Raw genomic sequence first — 15,694 nt, 5'->3', positions numbered from 1 at the left:
CTCCTCAAACGAGCTCTCTGCCGCGAACTCTTCCCCCTCCTCTGCCGACCTTGACAAATAGAAGCTTCGAGATCCACCACCGTCAGTACCTGAGTCTGCAGACCTGCCGTGCTGGTGACGTCGGGTCTCGATACGCCCCTGCGGGGCTACTCGACCAGCATGAGTCGGCAGGACTCAGCCCGGAGAGGCGGGATCTCGATACGCCGCCTGCGGCGGCGTATCGAGACCCGGGGAGCGGAGTCCGCGGAACGCGGCCCGTCTGGGGCGGCGGGGTCGCCGCCGAGGGCCCGCCGCTGAGCACATCTTCGCCGTGGGCGGAAGCCGCGGGCGGTGTCGGCGGCCGGGGTTATGGTCGAGCGATGAGCAGGATGGGTGACGTCGCGAGCGGCGGCGGGATGCGCGCGGGCGCGGTGCGCGGGAAGATCTCCAGCAGCGACCCCGACGCCCAGCGGCGGAAGAACTCCGACGCCCCGCGGATCGATCACCTCTTCTCCCGGATCGCCTCGCTCTTCCACGCCCACCGCACGAAGCTCACTCTCACCGTCGCCCTCGTGCTCGTCGGCGCCGCCCTCACCGTCGTGCCGCCGCTGCTCACCCAGCTCGCCTTCGACCGCGGCCTGTTCCCGGAGTCGGGCCGTCCGAACCTCCCCGTCCTGCTCGAGCTGGTCGGCGTGATGGTGCTGATCTGGGTGGTCTCCGCCGTGCTCGGCGTCTGGCAGACCTTCCTCACCGCCACGGTCGGCAACAGCGTGATGGGCGAGCTGCGCATCCGGCTGTTCCGCCACCTCCAGGCGATGGAGCTCGGCTTCTTCACCCGCACGCGCACCGGCGTCATCCAGTCGCGCCTCGCCAACGACGTCGGCGGCGTGGCCAGCGTCCTCACCAACACCGTCTCGAGCGTGCTCGGCAACACCGTCACCGTGATCGCGGCCGTCGTCGCGATGCTCCTGCTCTCCTGGCAGATGACGATCGTCGCGGTGGTGCTCACTCCGGTGCTCGTGATCGCGCAGCGCCGGGTCGGCCAGGTCCGCGCCCGGATCGCCACGAAGACGCAGGAGTCGCTGTCCGAGATGACGGCGATCACGCAGGAGACGCTGAGCGTCTCGGGCATCCTGCTCGCCAAGAGCTTCGGCCGTCAGGAGTCGGAGGTCACCCGCTACGCCGATGAGAACGGCCGGCAGATCGATCTCCAGGTCCGCCAGCAGATGTCCGGGCAGTGGTTCTTCGCGACCGTGCAGATCTTCCTCTCGGTGATCCCCGTGGTCGTCTACCTCGTCGCCGCCTGGCTGATCCTCGGCGGGACGACCGTCACCGCGGGCACCGTCGTCGCCTTCACCACCGTGCAGGCCCGGCTGATGTGGCCGCTGCTCGGGCTGATGCGCGTCGCGCTCGACCTGCAGACCGCCGGCGCGCTCTTCGCCCGCATCTTCGAGTACCTGGACCTGCGGCCCGCCATCGCCGACCGCGCGGGCGCCCGCGACGTCGACGGCGAGCTCGGCCGCGTCGAGCTGGACGACGTCGTCTTCCGCTACCCCGACCAGACCGACGACGTCAGGCCGACGCTCGACCGCGTCTCGGTCTCGATCGCGCCGGGCCAGTTCGTCGCGTTCGTCGGGCCGTCCGGCGCCGGCAAGACGACGATCTCGTACCTGGTGCCCCGTCTCTACGACGTCTCCGAGGGCTCCGTCCGCTTCGCCGGCACGGACGTCCGCGAGCTCCGTCAGGAGTCGCTGGTCTCGCACATCGGCATCGTCAGCCAGGAGACCTACCTCTTCCACGCGACGATCGCCGACAACCTCCGCTACGCCCGCCCCGGCGCGGCGCAGGAGGAGCTGGAGGCGGCCGCCCGGTCGGCGAACATCCACGACACGATCGCGTCCTTCCCCGACGGCTACGACACCCTCGTCGGCGAGCGCGGCTACCGGCTCTCCGGCGGCGAGAAGCAGCGCCTCGCGATCGCGCGGGTGCTGCTGAAGGACCCGGCCGTCCTCATCCTCGACGAGGCGACCAGCGCGCTGGACACCGTCTCGGAGCGGATCGTGCAGACCGCTCTCGACGACGCCGCCCGCGGCCGCACCACCATCGCCATCGCGCACCGCCTCTCGACGGTCGTCTCGGCCGACGTCATCCACGTCGTCGACGGCGGACGCATCGTCGAGTCGGGCACCCACCTCGAGCTGCTCGAGCGCCGCGGCCTCTACGCCTCCCTCTACGCCCAGCAGGTCGAGACGGCCCTCAGCTCCTGAGGACGCCCTCGGCCACTCCGTCGCTCCCGCTGTCGCATCCCGCCGAGCGGACCTGCAGCGGCGTCGACTCTCGGCCGTCTCAGCGCTGAGACCCCGGTCGACTCCGTCTCAGCCCTGAGACGGCCCGAGAGAGGGGATCGCTCGGTCGCTGCGCGGGGTGATGGTGCAGGACATCAGCTGAGACGGCCCCTCATCGCCGATGGCGGATGAGCACGGTTCTCCGCTGACGTTCTGCACGCAGGACGCCGGTCAGACCGCCGGGCGGTCGGCGAGCATCTGCTCCATCAGGGAGATCTCGGCCTCCTGGGCCTTCACGACGGAGGAGGCGAAGTCGGTGGCGACCGTGGCGCGGCTGCGGGCGAGCAGCGCCTCGGCCATGTCGATCGCGCCGCGGTGGTGGGCGATCATCAGCTCGAGGAACCTGCGGTCGAAGTCGCGGCCGGTGAGCGTGCTCAGCTCGGCGATCTGCTCGGGCGTCGCGAGGCCGGGCATGCTCTCGGGGACGACGTCCTCCTCCGTGGACATGCCCATCGAGGAGTGTTCGTCGGCGGCGCCGGCGAGGGTCGGCCGGCCCATCCAGGTCATCGACGGCTCGGGGGCCGCCTGCGGGAGGCCCCAGGAGTTCAGCCAGCCGAAGAGCTGACCGGCCTGCTGCTGCTGGGTGAGCAGGATGTCCTTTGAGACGGTGAGCACCTCGTCGTCGGCGCTGCGGTCCCGCGCGATCATCGCCAGCTCGGCGCCCTGGAGGTGGTGCACCTGCATGTCGCGGGCGAAGCCGGCCTCCGCGCTCGTCGTCGACGGGGTGGCCGAGGACGAGAACGGGGCGAGGGCGCCGAAGAGGTAGCCGCCCGCCGCGCCCAGGAGGAGGGCTACGACGGCGACGGCCGCGACGAGGAGGCGGCCCCTACTGCTTGCCGGGCGCATCGATGCCTCCGGTGCACGGGGCACCGGGCTCGGGTGCGGTCGAGGCCTGCCAGAAGCGCTCGATGAACGCGTCGATGCGCGGGTCCTCGGGGGAGTCGATGGCGACCTGGGCGTCCCAGGCGCTGAGCACGATCGGCGACTCGAGACCCTCGTAGGGCGAGACGACCGCGTAGGTGTCGGGCATCGCGGCGATCAGGGCGTCGACCTCGCTCTGCGGGAGGGACGGGTCGTAGGTCGCCCAGACGGCGCCGTGCTCGAGGTCGTGCACGGCGTTCTCGTTCGGGACGGGCTCGTCGTAGACACCGCAGTTCATCCAGACGGCGTTGTGCGGGCCGCCCGCGGGAGGGGTCTGCGCGTAGTCGACGGTGCCGGCGACGTGGGTCGCGTCGTTCTCGAAGGTCTGCAGGCCGTCGATCTGCCGGGCCTCGACGATCTGCTGGTTGCCGAAGACGGTGACGGCGACGATGCCGCCGATCGCGACGACGGCGAGGGCCGAGAGCGACCAGATCCAGATCCGGCCGCTGCGCTTGCGCTTGGCCTGCTCGCGCTTGTAGGCCTCGACCTTGTCCTGGCGGGCGCGGTTCTTGGCGGACATCGTGTCTTTGGGCACGGTGGCGTCTCTCGTTCTGATCGCGGGGTGGCGCGCCGGGGGAGGCGCAGGCGCCTGAGAGGCGCTCTCAGAGGATAACGAGCGAGGCTCCGGATCGGATCAATGCGGGGTGGGAGTGCTCGGGGTGGGCGGGTCTCGATACGCCCCTCCGGGGCTACTCGACCAGCATGCAGCGCAGAGTGGTCGGGCCGCGCTCGCAGAGGGCGTCGCCTCATGGTGATCGAGTAGCCCTCGAAGAGGGCGTATCGAGATCCGCCGCGGTCAGCCGGTGAAGGTCAGCCAGAGGAGCAGGCCGTTGAGAACGATCAGGAAGAGGGCGGCGAGGATCGCGCCGAGGGTGGTGAACCAGCGGTTCGCCTGGTCGCCCATCAGGGCGCGGTCGCGGGTGAGGGCGACGAGCGGCACGAGTGCGAACGGGATGCCGAACGAGAGCACGACCTGGCTGAGCACGAGCGCGCGGGTCGGGTCGAAGCCGATCCCGAGGACGATCAGCGCCGGGATCAGCGTGACGAGGCGGCGGGCGACGAGCGGCACCCGCAGGTTCAGCAGCCCGTGCATGATCTCCGCGCCGGCGTAGGCGCCGACCGAGGTCGAGGCGAGGCCGGAGGCGAGGAGGCCGACCGCGAAGAGCGTCGCGACGACCGGGCCGAGGGCCGCGCCGATCGCGGCGTGCGCACCCTCGAGGCTGTCGGTCCCGGCGACGCCGGACAGCGAGTGCGCGGCGAGCAGCAGGATCGCGAGGTTCACGGTGCCGGCGATCGCGAGGGCGACGGTGACGTCGATCCGGGTGGCCGTGAGGATCCTCCGGCGGGCGGTCACCCCGTCGACGCGGCCGAAGCGGTCGCGCGCGAGAGCCGAGTGCGCGTAGATCGCGTGCGGCATCACGGTGGCGCCGAGGATCGACGCGGCGAGCAACACCGACTCCGAGCCGTCGAAGCGGGGGAGGAGCCCGGCGGCGGCCGCGCCCGCGTCCGGCGGATCGACGACCACGCCCACGGTGAAGCCGACGGCGATGACGACCATCAGCGCCGTGATCACGCGCTCGAACGGCTGTGCGCCGCCGCGGGTCTGGATCACCAGGAGCACCAGGGAGACGGCCCCGGTCACGAGTCCGCCCGCGAGCAACGGCAGCCCGAACAGCAGGTTCAGCGCGATCGCGCCGCCGATGACCTCGGCGAGGTCCGTGGCGATCGCGACGGTCTCGGCCTGCAGCCAGTACGCCCGCCGGCCCCAGCGGCCGCGCAGGCGCTCACCGAGCAGCTCGGGCAGCGACTTGCCCGTCATCAGGCCGAGCTTGGCCGAGAGGTACTGGATCAGCCAGGCCATCAGGTTGCCGAGGACGACGACCCAGACGAGCAGATAGCCGAAGCGGGCGCCCGCCGTCATGTTGCTGGCGACATTGCCCGGATCGAGGTAGGCGACTCCGGCGACCATGGCGGGGCCGAGCAGTCTGAGCAGGCGTGCATCGGCCGGACCCCGCGTCGTGGCGGTGATCGGAGGGGTCATTGCAGGCGGTGTCCGTTCCGGTCGGCGGTGACGCGAGGACCCCCACGATAGGGCACTCCTCTGCGCTGAACCACTCTCCCGCGGACCGTGCCGGGGCCGCGTCCGGGGGTCTCGGCGACCCCCGTCATCCGGCGATCCGCGGTTGATACGCTGGCCGCATGACCCTCGATCGAGCCCTTCCCGCACGCCCGGACACCGGGATGGCGTACGCCGATTCGGTGCTCGACCTGATCGGCGACACCCCGCTCGTGAAGCTCGGCCCGGTCGCCTCGGGCGTGCAGGCCACCGTCCTGGTCAAGGTGGAGTACCTCAACCCCGGCGGCTCGTCCAAGGACCGCATCGCGACCCGCATCATCGACGCGGCCGAGCGCGACGGCCTGCTGAAGCCCGGCGGCACGATCGTCGAGCCGACCAGCGGCAACACCGGCATCGGCCTGGCCCTCGTCGCGCAGCAGCGCGGCTACCGCTGCGTGTTCGTCCTGCCCGACAAGGTCGGCGAGGACAAGCGGAACGTGCTCACCGCGTACGGCGCCGAGATCGTCGTCACCCCGACGGCCGTCGCTCCCGAGGACCCGGACTCCTACTACTCCGTCTCCGACCGGCTGGCGCGCGAGATCCCGGGCGCCTTCAAGCCCAACCAGTACGCGAACCTCAACGGCCCGCTCAGCCACTACGAGACCACCGGCCCCGAGATCTGGCGCGACACCGCCGGGAAGCTGACGCACTTCGTGGCGGGCGTCGGCACCGGCGGCACCATCAGCGGCGTCGGCCGCTACCTCAAGGAGGTGTCGGAGGGCCGCGTGCAGATCGTCGGCGCCGACCCCGAGGGCTCGGTCTACTCCGGCGGCGGCGGCCGCCCGTACCTGACCGAGGGCGTCGGCGAGGACTTCTGGCCGAGCGCCTACGACCCGAGCGTCGTCGACCGGATCATCGCCTCGAGCGACGCGGAGTCGTTCGCGATGACCCGCCGGCTCGCCCGCGAGGAGGGCCTGCTGGTCGGCGGCTCGAGCGGCCTCGCCGTCTCGGTCGCGCTCAAGGCCGCCGCCGAGCTCGGACCCGACGACGTGGTCGTCGTGCTGCTGCCCGACGGCGGGCGCGGCTACCTCGGCAAGATCTTCAACGACCGCTGGATGCGCTCCTACGGCTTCCTCGAGCACCGCGAGGAGGGCACCGTCCGCGACGTCCTCTCGGCGCGGGCCGCGAACCCCAGCACGGGCGACCTGCCGGCCCTCGTGCACGTGCACCCCAGCGACACCGTCCGCGACGCGATCGAGATCATGACGACCTACGGCGTCTCGCAGCTGCCCGTCCTCACCGCCGAGCCGCCCGTGGTGATGGGCGAGGTCGTCGGCGCGGTCGACGAGCGCGAGCTGCTCGACCGCGTCTTCAGCGGCGCGACCTCGATGACCGATCCGATCGGCGCCTCCGCCGGCGACGCGCTCCGGCTGATCGGTCTCGGTGAGAGCATCACGGCGGCCCGCGCCGCGCTGAGCGAGGCGAACGCCCTGCTCGTCACCGACGAGGGCAAGCCCGTCGCCGTGATCACCCGGCAGGACCTCCTGTCGTTCGCGACGGCCTGAGCGCCGCCCCTCCCTTCTTCTCCACCCCCTCGACCAGGAAAGCCCCGCGATCATGCCCAAGAAGCAGCACTTCGACACCCGCGCCATCCACGCCGGTCAGGAGTTCGACCCGACCACCGGCGCCGTCGTCCCGCCCGTCTACATGACGTCGACCTTCGTCCAGGACGGGATCGGCGGCTTCCGCGGCGGCTACGAGTACGCCCGCTCGGCGAACCCGACCCGCGACTCGCTGCAGGAGCTGATCGCCTCGCTCGAGGGCGCGGACGTCGCCTACTCGTTCTCCTCCGGCCTCGCCGCCGAGGACACCCTGATCCGCGCGGCGCTCGCTCCCGGCGACCACATCGTGCTCGGCAACGACGCGTACGGCGGAAGCCACCGGCTGATCGACCGGGTGCACGCGGCCTGGGGCATCAGCAACACCGCGGTCGACATGTCGAACCTGCGCGAGGTGCAGCACGCGATCCGCCCCGGCGAGACCAAGATGCTCTGGGTCGAGACGCCGTCGAACCCGCTGATGACCATCAGCGACATCGCGGAGCTGGCCGACCTGGCGCACGCGCACGACCTGATCGTGGTCGTCGACAACACCTTCGCCTCCTCGGCGCTGCAGCAGCCGCTCGCGCTCGGCGCCGACGTGGTCGTGCACTCGACGACGAAGTACCTCGGCGGGCACTCGGACGTGGTCGGCGGGGCGCTCGCGCTGCGCTCCGGCCCGCTCGCCGAGAAGGTCGCCTTCCTGCAGTTCGCGGTCGGCGCGATCTCCAGCCCCATGGACGCCTGGCTGACCGTGCGGGGCATCAAGACGCTCGCGATCCGGATGGAGCGCCACTCCAAGAACGCTCAGGCGGTCGCCGAGTTCCTGGCCGGGCACTCCGCCGTGACGGCCGTGCACTACCCGGGCCTGCCCTCGCACCCGGGCCACGAGCTGGCGAAGCGCCAGATGTCGGGGTTCGGCGGCATGCTCTCGGTCGAGCTGGCGACCCCGCGCGCGGCGCGCAAGTTCGCGGAGTCGACCGAGCTGTTCCAGCTGGCGGAGTCGCTGGGCGGCGTGGAGTCGCTGATCGGCTACCCGAGCGAGATGACCCACGCGTCGGTCAAGGGCACGCCGCTCGAGGTGTCGGAGTCGCTGGTGCGGCTGTCGGTCGGCATCGAGGACGCGAGCGACCTGATCGCGGACCTCGCGGCGGCGCTGCCGAAGAAGTAGCGGCGCAGGCGGCCCGGGCCGAGTCCGGTGTCGCCCAGGCGTCTGCTCGCACCTCCGGCTCGCGGAATCGCGTCCGGCTCGCAGGCGTCGGCGGATTCCGCGTGCCGGAGGTGTTTCCGCGTGCCGGAGGTGCGCCCGGCGCTCACGTGCGCATGTTCGGCTCGTGATTCGCGGTCGGGCTCGCCGGATCCGGTCGTTTCCGCGTGCCGAAGGTGGTTCTGCGTGCCGGAGGTGGCCGACGGCTGGCCTTCTTCGGGCGATGAGTGGCAGTTCTTCGAGGGACGCGGTGATCCTGCCACTGGCACGATCGGAAGCATGACCTCCTCCGCGCGCCGCATCGTCGATCTCAGTCACACCGTCGCGGACGGGCTGGTGACCTACCCCGGCCTGCCGGCGCCGCGGATCCGGCCGCACCTCACGCGGGAGGCCTCGCGCGCCGCCTACGCCCCGGGCACCGAGTTCGCGCTGGACGTCATCGAGATGATCGGCAACACCGGCACCTACCTCGACAGCCCGTTCCACCGCTACGAGGGCGGCACCGACCTGGCCGGGCTCGACCTCGAGACACTGGTCGACCTCCCCGCCGTCGTCGTCGACGCGCGCGCGGCCGGACGGCGCGGGATCGGCCGCGACGCGTTCGACGGACTCGACGTCTCCGGAGCCGCGGTGCTGCTCTCGACCGGCTGGGACGCGCACTTCGCCACGCCCGGGTACGCGAGCGGCGCGCCGTTCCTCACCGCGGCCGGGGCGGAGGCGGTGATCGCCGGCGGCGCGGTGCTCGTCGGCATCGACTCCGTCAACATCGACGACGTCGAGGGCGGGGGCGAGCGGCCCGCCCACAGCCTCCTCCTCGCCGCGGGAGTGCACGTCGTGGAGCACCTCCGCGGGCTCGAGCAGCTCCCCGCCACGGGCGCCCGCTTCACCGCGGTCCCGCCCAAGGTGAGCGGCTTCGGCACCTTCCCGGTGCGGGCCTACGCGGTCCTCGGCGGCCGCTGAGGCCACCGGCCGTCCAGGGGTGCCTGGTTATCCTGGACCGATGCACTCCGCCCTCGCCGCGCTCGGCCGACGTCTCCGGCCCCGCACGCGCCTCGCCGCGCTGGGGGCCCGGCTCCGCCCCCGCACCCGCCTGCTCCGCCTCGCGCGCCGGGCCCGATCCGCGCCGCAGAGCCTCCGCGAGCGCCGCGCCGCGGTCGTGGCCGCCCGCCCGATCGACCACCCGCGCTCGCTCGCGTTCCGGCGCGAGCTGCTCGGCCTCGACCTCGCCAACCGCGTCTCGCGCCGCTCGGTCGTCGACCCGGCCGGAGAGGTCGTCGTCACGATGACGACCCACGGCGAGCGGATCCGGCGCGTGCACGTCGCGATCGAGTCGATCGCCCGCGGGTCCGCCCGCCCGGCCCGGCTCGTGCTCTGGCTGGACGACCCGGCGCTGTTCACCGCGCTGCCCGCGAGCCTCGAGCGCCTGCGCCGCCGCGGGCTCGAGATCCGGCTGGTCGACGGCTACCGCGTGCACACCAAGTACTACCCGCACCTGCTCTCCGGGCGGGCGGGGGAGCGCGACCTGGTCACCTCCGACGACGACATCGTCTACCCGCGCAGCTGGCTCCGGGGTCTGCTCGACGCCCGCTTGCGCTACCCGCGCGAGACGGTGCTCTGCTACCGCGCGCACCGGGTGCTGGTCGCCGACGGCGTCGTCGCTCCGTACACGAGCTGGCCGCCCGTCGCGGACACGCGGGCCGGTTTCGACGTCTTCGGCACCTCGGTGTCCGGGCAGCTGTTCCCGAGCGAGCTGATGGTCGCGATCGCTGAGCACGGCGACGCCTTCCGGGAGGTCGCGCCCGACGCCGACGACATCTGGCTGCACGTGCGCGCCGTCGACGCGGGCTACCGCGTCGCGCAGATCGAGCCGGCCGCCGAGCTCTTCCCGTTCGTCCCGCGGACGCAGCAGACCGGCCTCTACCTCGTCAACTACTGGGACGGCGGCAACGACCGCCAGGCCGGCGCCAGCTACACGCCGGAGGTCACCGCCCGCATCGCAGCGGACGCCGACCGGCAGGGGGCGAGCGCATGAGACTCCTCTTCCTCAGCAACCTCTACCCGCCGCAGGTGCTCGGCGGCTACGAGATGACCTGCGCCCGCGTCGCCGAGGCGATGGCCGCCCGCGGCCACGAGGTCCGGGTGCTGACCACGCCGACCTACCTGCCGCCGGAGCCGTCCGGCGTCGAGGTGCACCGCACCCTGAGCCTCCGCACCTACTTCCCGCTGCCGCAGACCGGCGGCGAGATCGCCCGGCTGATGCACCACGAGAGCGCGGTGTCGCGGTTCGAGAACACCCGCATCCTGCTCGAGGAGCTGCGCGACTTCGCTCCGACCCACGTGGTGGCCTTCAACCTGCTGGGGATCGGCGGGCTCGCGATCGTCGACCTGCTGCGCCGGGTCGAGGCGGGGTGGCTGTGGAACCTCGGCGACCGCACGCCGAACGCGCTCGTCGACGGCCTGCCGGAGAAGGTGCTCGCGGTCTACGGCGCGGATCGGGCCGACCACTTCGACCGCGGCGAGATCGTGGCCGTGAGCCGCTCGCTCGTCGAGACGATCGAGGCGGGCGGGCTGCAGCTCGGCGACGTCGAGGTGATCGGCCGCGGCGTCGTCGTGCCCGAGGACGAGGGCCCGCGGACGTACCGCGAGGGCGGCGTCACGCGCTTCACCTTCGCCGCGTCGCTGGGCGAGCACAAGGGCGTCGACCTCGTGCTCGAGGCGTCGGCCGCGCTCGCCGAGCGCACCCGCGACTTCCGGGTCGACCTCTACGGCGACGGCGACGTGGACGGCTACCGCGCGCAGGCCGAGTCGCTGGGGCTCGAGGGCGTCGTGACCTTCCACGGCCCGCGCCCCCGCGACGAGGTGCTCGCCGCCCACGGGCGCGCCGACGCCTTCCTCTTCCCGACCTGGGCGGGCGAGCCGTTCGGCGTCGCGCCGGTGGAGGCGGCCGCGGCCGGCTGCGTGCCGATCGTGACCGCCGCGAGCGGAGTCGCCGAGTTCCTCGTCGACGGGGTCGACTGCGTCAAGATTCGCCGCTCGGCGCCGGCGCTGCTCGAGGCGATGAGCGACGTGGTGAGCGGCGCGACCGACCTCGAGGCCCTCGGCCGGCGGGGGCGCGCGGCGGCCCGCGGACCGCTCTCGTTCGGGCGCTCGATCGAGCTGCTCGAGCGGTCGCTGGAGCGCCGCTCGCGACCGGGCCTCGCCGAGCGCGCCGCCGACACGGCCCTCGAGGCCGAGATCATGGACAAGGACCACCGCGCGATGGACGTGCTCCACCGCCGCTTCTCCGGACGGGACGACGAATGACCGACGACCACGACTTCAGGGCCGACCCCGCCTCCGCGCCGACCCGCTTCGGCCGGGGCGGCGTCGCGCTGCGCGAGGCGGTGCACCGGATGGTCGCCCCGTACTTCGAGCAGGCGCGGCTGCGCACCGAGGAGGTGCGCGAGGAGGTCGCGGCGGTCCGCGGCGAGCTGGCCGGGCTCCGGGACGAGCTCGCGGCCGTGCGCGCCGAGACGGCGGCGCTGCGCGACGAGACGGCCGGGCTGCGCGCGGCCCTCGACGAGGACCGGGCCGCGCTGGCGGAGCTGCGCCGCGAGACCGAGGAGTCGCTGGCCGTCACGCCGCCCCTGCTCACCGCCGGCGAGACGCGGACGGCCGACCTCGAGGAGCGCGTCCGCGGCGCCGAGCTCGAGCTGCGCGCGGTGACCCGCCGCCTGGCGGAGGCGCTGGACGCCGCCGACTGAGCCCGCGAGCCTCAGGGAGCGGTGATCTGTTCGGCACTTTCTGCTGCTCTGCGGGGGCTGAAGCAGCAGGAAGTGGCGAACGGATCAGGCGTCGGGGTGCGTGCGGGAACCGGGGCCTGATACGGGTCCGCTCGTGGACGGCTGTCAGGCCGGGACGGCCGTGCGGGCCAGGAGCTCCGCGATCCGGCCGGTGCAGCCGCCGCAGCCGGTGCCGGCGCGGGTGGCCGAGCCGATGCAGGCGACCGTGTCGTGACCCGCGGCCGCCGCGTCCGCGATCGTGCCGGCCGAGACGCCGTTGCACCAGCAGACCGTCGCGTCCGGAGCGAACGGGTCGCCGGTCGGGGCCGCGCCCGCGTCCGGAGCGTCGAGCCGCAGCAGACTCGAGCGGTCGGCCGGCAGCTCGGAGCCGCGCTCGAACAGCAGCGTCAGCTCGGCGCCGACCCGCGGCAGGCCGACCGAGACGAAGCCGCGCAGCACCCCGCCGACCGTCACGAGCTTGGCGTACCCGCCCCGGGCGGGGTCGGCCCAGACGGTGACCTCGGGGTGCGGGGCGCCGTCGCAGGCGTCCCAGGGCTCGGCCGTCGGATCGCCGCCCGCCACCAGGTCGACGCCCTCGGCCTTCAGCATCACCACGGCGGGGCGCGCGGCCGGCACGCGCTCGTCGGCGAGGCGGCCCACCGCCTCCGCCGCGATGCGGGCCGCGAGGCGGTCGGCCTGCTGCCAGCCCGGGCCGATCAGGCCGCTCGGCCCGCCCGGCACACGCCCGTCCGGCAGCGCCGAGCCGCGGGCCGCGACGTGAGCGCAGTCGCCGATCGCGAAGACGCGCGGGTCCGTCCAGCTGCGCTGGTGCTCGTCGACGAGGATCCCGGTCGAGACCGCGAGGTCGGCGCTCGCCGCGAGCTCGGTGCGCGCCCCGACACCGCAGGAGAGCACGAGCAGGTCGCCCTCGATCTGCTTGCCGTCCGCGCAGACCAGCGCCTGGAAGTGCGCGCGGCCGAGGTCGTCGTGGGCGAGCAGGATGCTCTCCGAGCGGGCGTGCGACACCATGTCGACGCCGGCGGCGCGGGCGGCCGCGGCGAGCATCCGCCCGCCGCCGTGATCGAGGTTCCGCCCCATCGGGATGTCGCCGTGATACACGACCACGACGTCGGCGCCCTGCTCGGCGGCGGCGAGCGCGAACTCGACCCCCAACACTCCGGCGCCGAGCACCACGATGCGGGAGCGGGCGCGCACCGCGTCGAGCACGACGTGCGCGTCGTCGAGGTCGCGCAGCGCGACGACGCGCTCGGGCAGCGGGCTCGCGCCCTGATCGAGCGTCGCGGGCAGCGCCGAGCGCACCCGCCGGTCGCGCCGCGAGCGCTCCATCCCGGCGAGGGTCGGCACGTTCGCCCGGGCGCCGGTCGCGAAGACCAGGCGGTCGTAGGCGAGCCGCTCGTCGTCGTGCAGGCGGACGACCCCGCGCGCGCGGTCGAGGCCGACGGCGGCGGCACCGAGCCGGAAGACCACGCCGGCGCCCTCGGCCGTGGCGCGGTCACCGAGGTCGAGGCGCTCACGGGTCGCCCGCCCGACGGCGTACTCGGCGAGCAGCACGCGGTTGTAGGCGTCGGCGGATTCCGCGCCGACGACGGTCAGTGCGACCGAACCGGCGCGGACGGCCGGCAGCAGCTCCTCGACGAAGCGCGCGCCCACCGGCCCGTAGCCGAGCAGGACGACCCGCTCGGGCGCGGCGATCCCGTTCTCGGCCGTCATCGGCTCAGGCATCGAGCACCCCTTCCGCGCGGATCCAGACCCGCGTCCGCTTGAACTCCGGCATCGAGGAGATCGGATCGACGACCGCCTCGGTCAGCAGGTTGGCGCACTGCTCGCCCGCGTAGTGGAACGGCAGGAAGACCGTGTCGTGCCGGATGTCGGCCGTGACGCTCGCCCGTGCCCGCACCACTCCGCGCGCGTTGCCGACCGAGACCGGTCCTCCGTCGCGGACGCCGAGCCGGGAGGCGGTGGCCGGGTGGATCTCCAGCCGCGCCTCGGGCCGCGCCGCGTCGAGCTCGGCGACCCGGCGGGTCTGCGTGCCCGACTGGTACTGCTGGAGGTAGCGGCCGGTGGTCAGCGTCAGCTCGGCGCCGACGTCGACCGGCGCCGGGGGAGCGGTGCTGACGGCGACCATCCTGGCCCGGCCGTCGGCGTGGCCGAAGCGCTCGCCGAAGAGCCGCGGTGTGCCGGTGCTGCCGACGGGGTACGGCCAGTACGCGGCGATCCCGGTGTCGAGCAGCGCGTGCGAGAGCCCGGAGTAGTCCGCGACGCCGCCGGCCGAGGCGCGGGCCAGCTCGTCGAACACCTCCGCCGGGTCGGTCGACCAGGTCGACGGCGCGGCGAGGCGGCGGGCGAGCTCGCTCAGGATCCATAGCTCGCTGCGGACGCCGGCGGGCGGGTCGAGCGCGCGGCGGCGGCGCAGGACGCGGCCCTCGAGCGAGGTCATCGTCCCCTCCTCCTCGGCCCACTGCGGCACGGGCAGCACGATGTCGGCCAGCGCCGCGGTCTCGGAGAGGAAGAAGTCGCAGACGACCAGCGTGTCCAGCGCGGAGAGCCCGGCCCGCACCGCGTCGACGTCGGGCGCCGAGACGACCACGTTCGAGCCGTGCACGAGCAGGCAGTGCACCGAGCGGCCGAGCTCGGCGAGGAGTGCGACGGCCGGCAGCCCCGGCCCGGGGATCGTCGACGGATCCACGCCCCACACACCGGCGACGTGCCGACGCGCCTCCGGATCGCGGATCGAGCGGTAGCCGGGCAGCTGGTCGGCCTTCTGCCCGTGCTCGCGGCCGCCCTGGCCGTTGCCCTGGCCGGTGAGAGTGCCGTAGCCGGAGCCCGGCCGCCCGACCAGCCCGAGCACGAGCGCGAGGTTGATCGAGGCGGTCGCGGTGTCGGTGCCGTCCACGTGCTGCTCGACCCCGCGGCCGGTCAGCACGAAGGCGCGACCGGTGGCGAGGCGGCGGGCGGCGCGGCGGAGCAGCTCGGCCGGCACGCCCGTGACGGAGGCGGTGCGCTCGGGCCACCAGGACGCGACGCTGCGGCGCACCGCGTCGAACCCGGTCGTGCGCGCGGCGAGGTAGTCGCGGTCGGCCAGCTCCTCGGCGAGCACGAGGTGGGTGAGGCCGAGCAGCAGCGCGAGGTCGGTGCCGGGCGCCGGCTGCAGGTGCAGTCCGGCGCCGTCCTCGGTGAGCCGGGCGGTGGCGGAGCGGCGCGGATCGACGACGATCAGCCCGCCGCGCGAGCGCGCCCCGGCCAGGTGCGCCAGGAAGGGCGGCATGGTCGCCGCGACGTTCGAGCCCAGCAGCAGGATCGTGTCGGCCTCGTCGAGGTCGGTCACCGGGAACGGCAGCCCGCGGTCGACACCGAAGGCCCGGTTGCCGGCGGCGGCGGCCGAGGACATGCAGAAGCGGCCGTTGTAGTCGATCCGCGAGCTGCCGAGCGCGATTCGGGCGAACTTCCCCAGCTGGTAGGCCTTCTCGTTGGTCAGCCCGCCGCCGCCGAAGACCGCGACCGCGTCCGCTCCGTGCCGCTCCTGAGCCTTCGTGACGGCCGCCGCGACCGCGTCGAGCGCCTCGTCCCAGGAGACCTCGACGAAGGTGCCGTCCGACCCGCGCATCAGCGGAGCGCGCAGTCGCTGCCCGCTCGCGAGCAGCTCCGCGGCCGTCCAGCCCTTCGCGCAGAGCCCGCCCCGGTTGGTCGGGAACTCCCGCCCCGCGATGCTCACCGGCGTCGGGTCGTCGATCCGGGTCAGCGTCATCGCGCACTGCAGGGCGCAGTACGGGCAGTGCGAGTCGGTCGGGGCGGGAGCGGCGGTCATC

12 protein-coding genes are annotated in these 15,694 nt (G+C 73.6%); 7 read left to right on the top strand and 5 right to left on the bottom strand.

What is annotated here, in order from left to right:
• Positions 1–368 precede the first annotated feature (368 nt).
• Entirely contained in the window at positions 369–2,246 is a 1,878-nt protein-coding gene (locus tag MT351_RS12230; protein WP_243582310.1) for an ABC transporter ATP-binding protein, read from the top strand.
• A gap of 249 nt (positions 2,247–2,495) precedes the next feature.
• Here MT351_RS12230 and MT351_RS12225 read toward each other — a convergent pair whose 3' ends face one another.
• The 3 genes from MT351_RS12225 to MT351_RS12215 form a co-directional block, all read right to left on the bottom strand.
• A complete protein-coding gene (locus MT351_RS12225) occupies positions 2,496–3,170 on the bottom strand; it encodes a DUF305 domain-containing protein (protein WP_123447785.1) in 675 nt (224 codons plus the stop codon).
• The gene (locus tag MT351_RS12220) at positions 3,151–3,780 is read right to left on the bottom strand and encodes a DUF3105 domain-containing protein (RefSeq protein WP_243582301.1); all 630 of its coding nucleotides are present in this window, start codon (positions 3,778–3,780) and stop codon (positions 3,151–3,153) included. Before MT351_RS12220 ends, MT351_RS12225 begins: the two co-directional genes overlap by 20 nt.
• Positions 3,781–4,041: 261 nt before the next feature.
• Positions 4,042–5,286, bottom strand: coding sequence for an Nramp family divalent metal transporter (locus MT351_RS12215; RefSeq protein ID WP_123447783.1), 1,245 nt, complete (start codon positions 5,284–5,286; stop codon positions 4,042–4,044).
• Between the two features lie 200 nt (positions 5,287–5,486).
• On the opposite strand from MT351_RS12215, the gene MT351_RS12210 reads away from it, so the two are divergent.
• From MT351_RS12210 to MT351_RS12185, 6 genes are all read left to right on the top strand, one after another.
• A complete protein-coding gene (locus MT351_RS12210; RefSeq protein WP_123447782.1) occupies positions 5,487–6,866 on the top strand; it encodes a cystathionine beta-synthase in 1,380 nt (459 codons plus the stop codon).
• Between the two features lie 52 nt (positions 6,867–6,918).
• Entirely contained in the window at positions 6,919–8,070 is a 1,152-nt protein-coding gene (locus MT351_RS12205; protein ID WP_123447781.1) for a cystathionine gamma-synthase, read from the top strand.
• Positions 8,071–8,385: 315 nt separating this feature from the next.
• The gene (locus MT351_RS12200; RefSeq protein ID WP_243582300.1) at positions 8,386–9,066 is read left to right on the top strand and encodes a cyclase family protein; all 681 of its coding nucleotides are present in this window, start codon (positions 8,386–8,388) and stop codon (positions 9,064–9,066) included.
• Positions 9,067–9,106: 40 nt separating this feature from the next.
• Entirely contained in the window at positions 9,107–10,138 is a 1,032-nt protein-coding gene (locus MT351_RS12195) for a hypothetical protein (RefSeq protein WP_243582299.1), read from the top strand.
• Entirely contained in the window at positions 10,135–11,409 is a 1,275-nt protein-coding gene (locus tag MT351_RS12190; protein ID WP_243582298.1) for a glycosyltransferase family 4 protein, read from the top strand. The genes MT351_RS12195 and MT351_RS12190 overlap by 4 nt, the downstream gene beginning before the upstream one ends.
• A complete protein-coding gene (locus tag MT351_RS12185; RefSeq protein ID WP_243582297.1) occupies positions 11,406–11,849 on the top strand; it encodes a hypothetical protein in 444 nt (147 codons plus the stop codon). Before MT351_RS12190 ends, MT351_RS12185 begins: the two co-directional genes overlap by 4 nt.
• A 144-nt stretch (positions 11,850–11,993) precedes the next feature.
• Here MT351_RS12185 and MT351_RS12180 read toward each other — a convergent pair whose 3' ends face one another.
• Positions 11,994–13,610 carry an NAD(P)/FAD-dependent oxidoreductase gene (locus tag MT351_RS12180; RefSeq protein WP_243582296.1) on the bottom strand — a complete coding sequence of 539 codons (1,617 nt, stop codon included), beginning with the start codon at positions 13,608–13,610 and terminating at the stop codon, positions 11,994–11,996.
• A complete protein-coding gene (locus MT351_RS12175; RefSeq protein WP_243582295.1) occupies positions 13,603–15,693 on the bottom strand; it encodes a molybdopterin oxidoreductase family protein in 2,091 nt (696 codons plus the stop codon). Before MT351_RS12175 ends, MT351_RS12180 begins: the two co-directional genes overlap by 8 nt.
• Between the last annotated feature and the right edge of the window lies 1 nt (position 15,694).

It is taken from the genome of Rathayibacter sp. VKM Ac-2926 (genome assembly GCF_022815565.1).
GTDB lineage: Bacteria > Actinomycetota > Actinomycetes > Actinomycetales > Microbacteriaceae > Rathayibacter > Rathayibacter festucae.
This window is presented reverse-complemented; position numbering and strand designations above follow the sequence as displayed.

Bases quoted from the DNA above. Each gene is read 5' to 3' on its own strand.
- MT351_RS12230 (WP_243582310.1), top strand. From the start codon at position 369: ATGGGTGACGTCGCGAGCGGCGGCGGGATGCGCGCGGGCGCGGTGCGC.
- MT351_RS12225 (WP_123447785.1), bottom strand. From the start codon at position 3,170: ATGCGCCCGGCAAGCAGTAGGGGCCGCCTCCTCGTCGCGGCCGTCGCC.
- MT351_RS12215 (WP_123447783.1), bottom strand. From the start codon at position 5,286: ATGACCCCTCCGATCACCGCCACGACGCGGGGTCCGGCCGATGCACGC.
- MT351_RS12210 (WP_123447782.1), top strand. From the start codon at position 5,487: ATGGCGTACGCCGATTCGGTGCTCGACCTGATCGGCGACACCCCGCTC.
- MT351_RS12205 (WP_123447781.1), top strand. From the start codon at position 6,919: ATGCCCAAGAAGCAGCACTTCGACACCCGCGCCATCCACGCCGGTCAG.
- MT351_RS12200 (WP_243582300.1), top strand. From the start codon at position 8,386: ATGACCTCCTCCGCGCGCCGCATCGTCGATCTCAGTCACACCGTCGCG.
- MT351_RS12195 (WP_243582299.1), top strand. From the start codon at position 9,107: ATGCACTCCGCCCTCGCCGCGCTCGGCCGACGTCTCCGGCCCCGCACG.
- MT351_RS12190 (WP_243582298.1), top strand. From the start codon at position 10,135: ATGAGACTCCTCTTCCTCAGCAACCTCTACCCGCCGCAGGTGCTCGGC.
- MT351_RS12185 (WP_243582297.1), top strand. From the start codon at position 11,406: ATGACCGACGACCACGACTTCAGGGCCGACCCCGCCTCCGCGCCGACC.
- MT351_RS12180 (WP_243582296.1), bottom strand. From the start codon at position 13,610: ATGCCTGAGCCGATGACGGCCGAGAACGGGATCGCCGCGCCCGAGCGG.
- MT351_RS12175 (WP_243582295.1), bottom strand. From the start codon at position 15,693: ATGACCGCCGCTCCCGCCCCGACCGACTCGCACTGCCCGTACTGCGCC.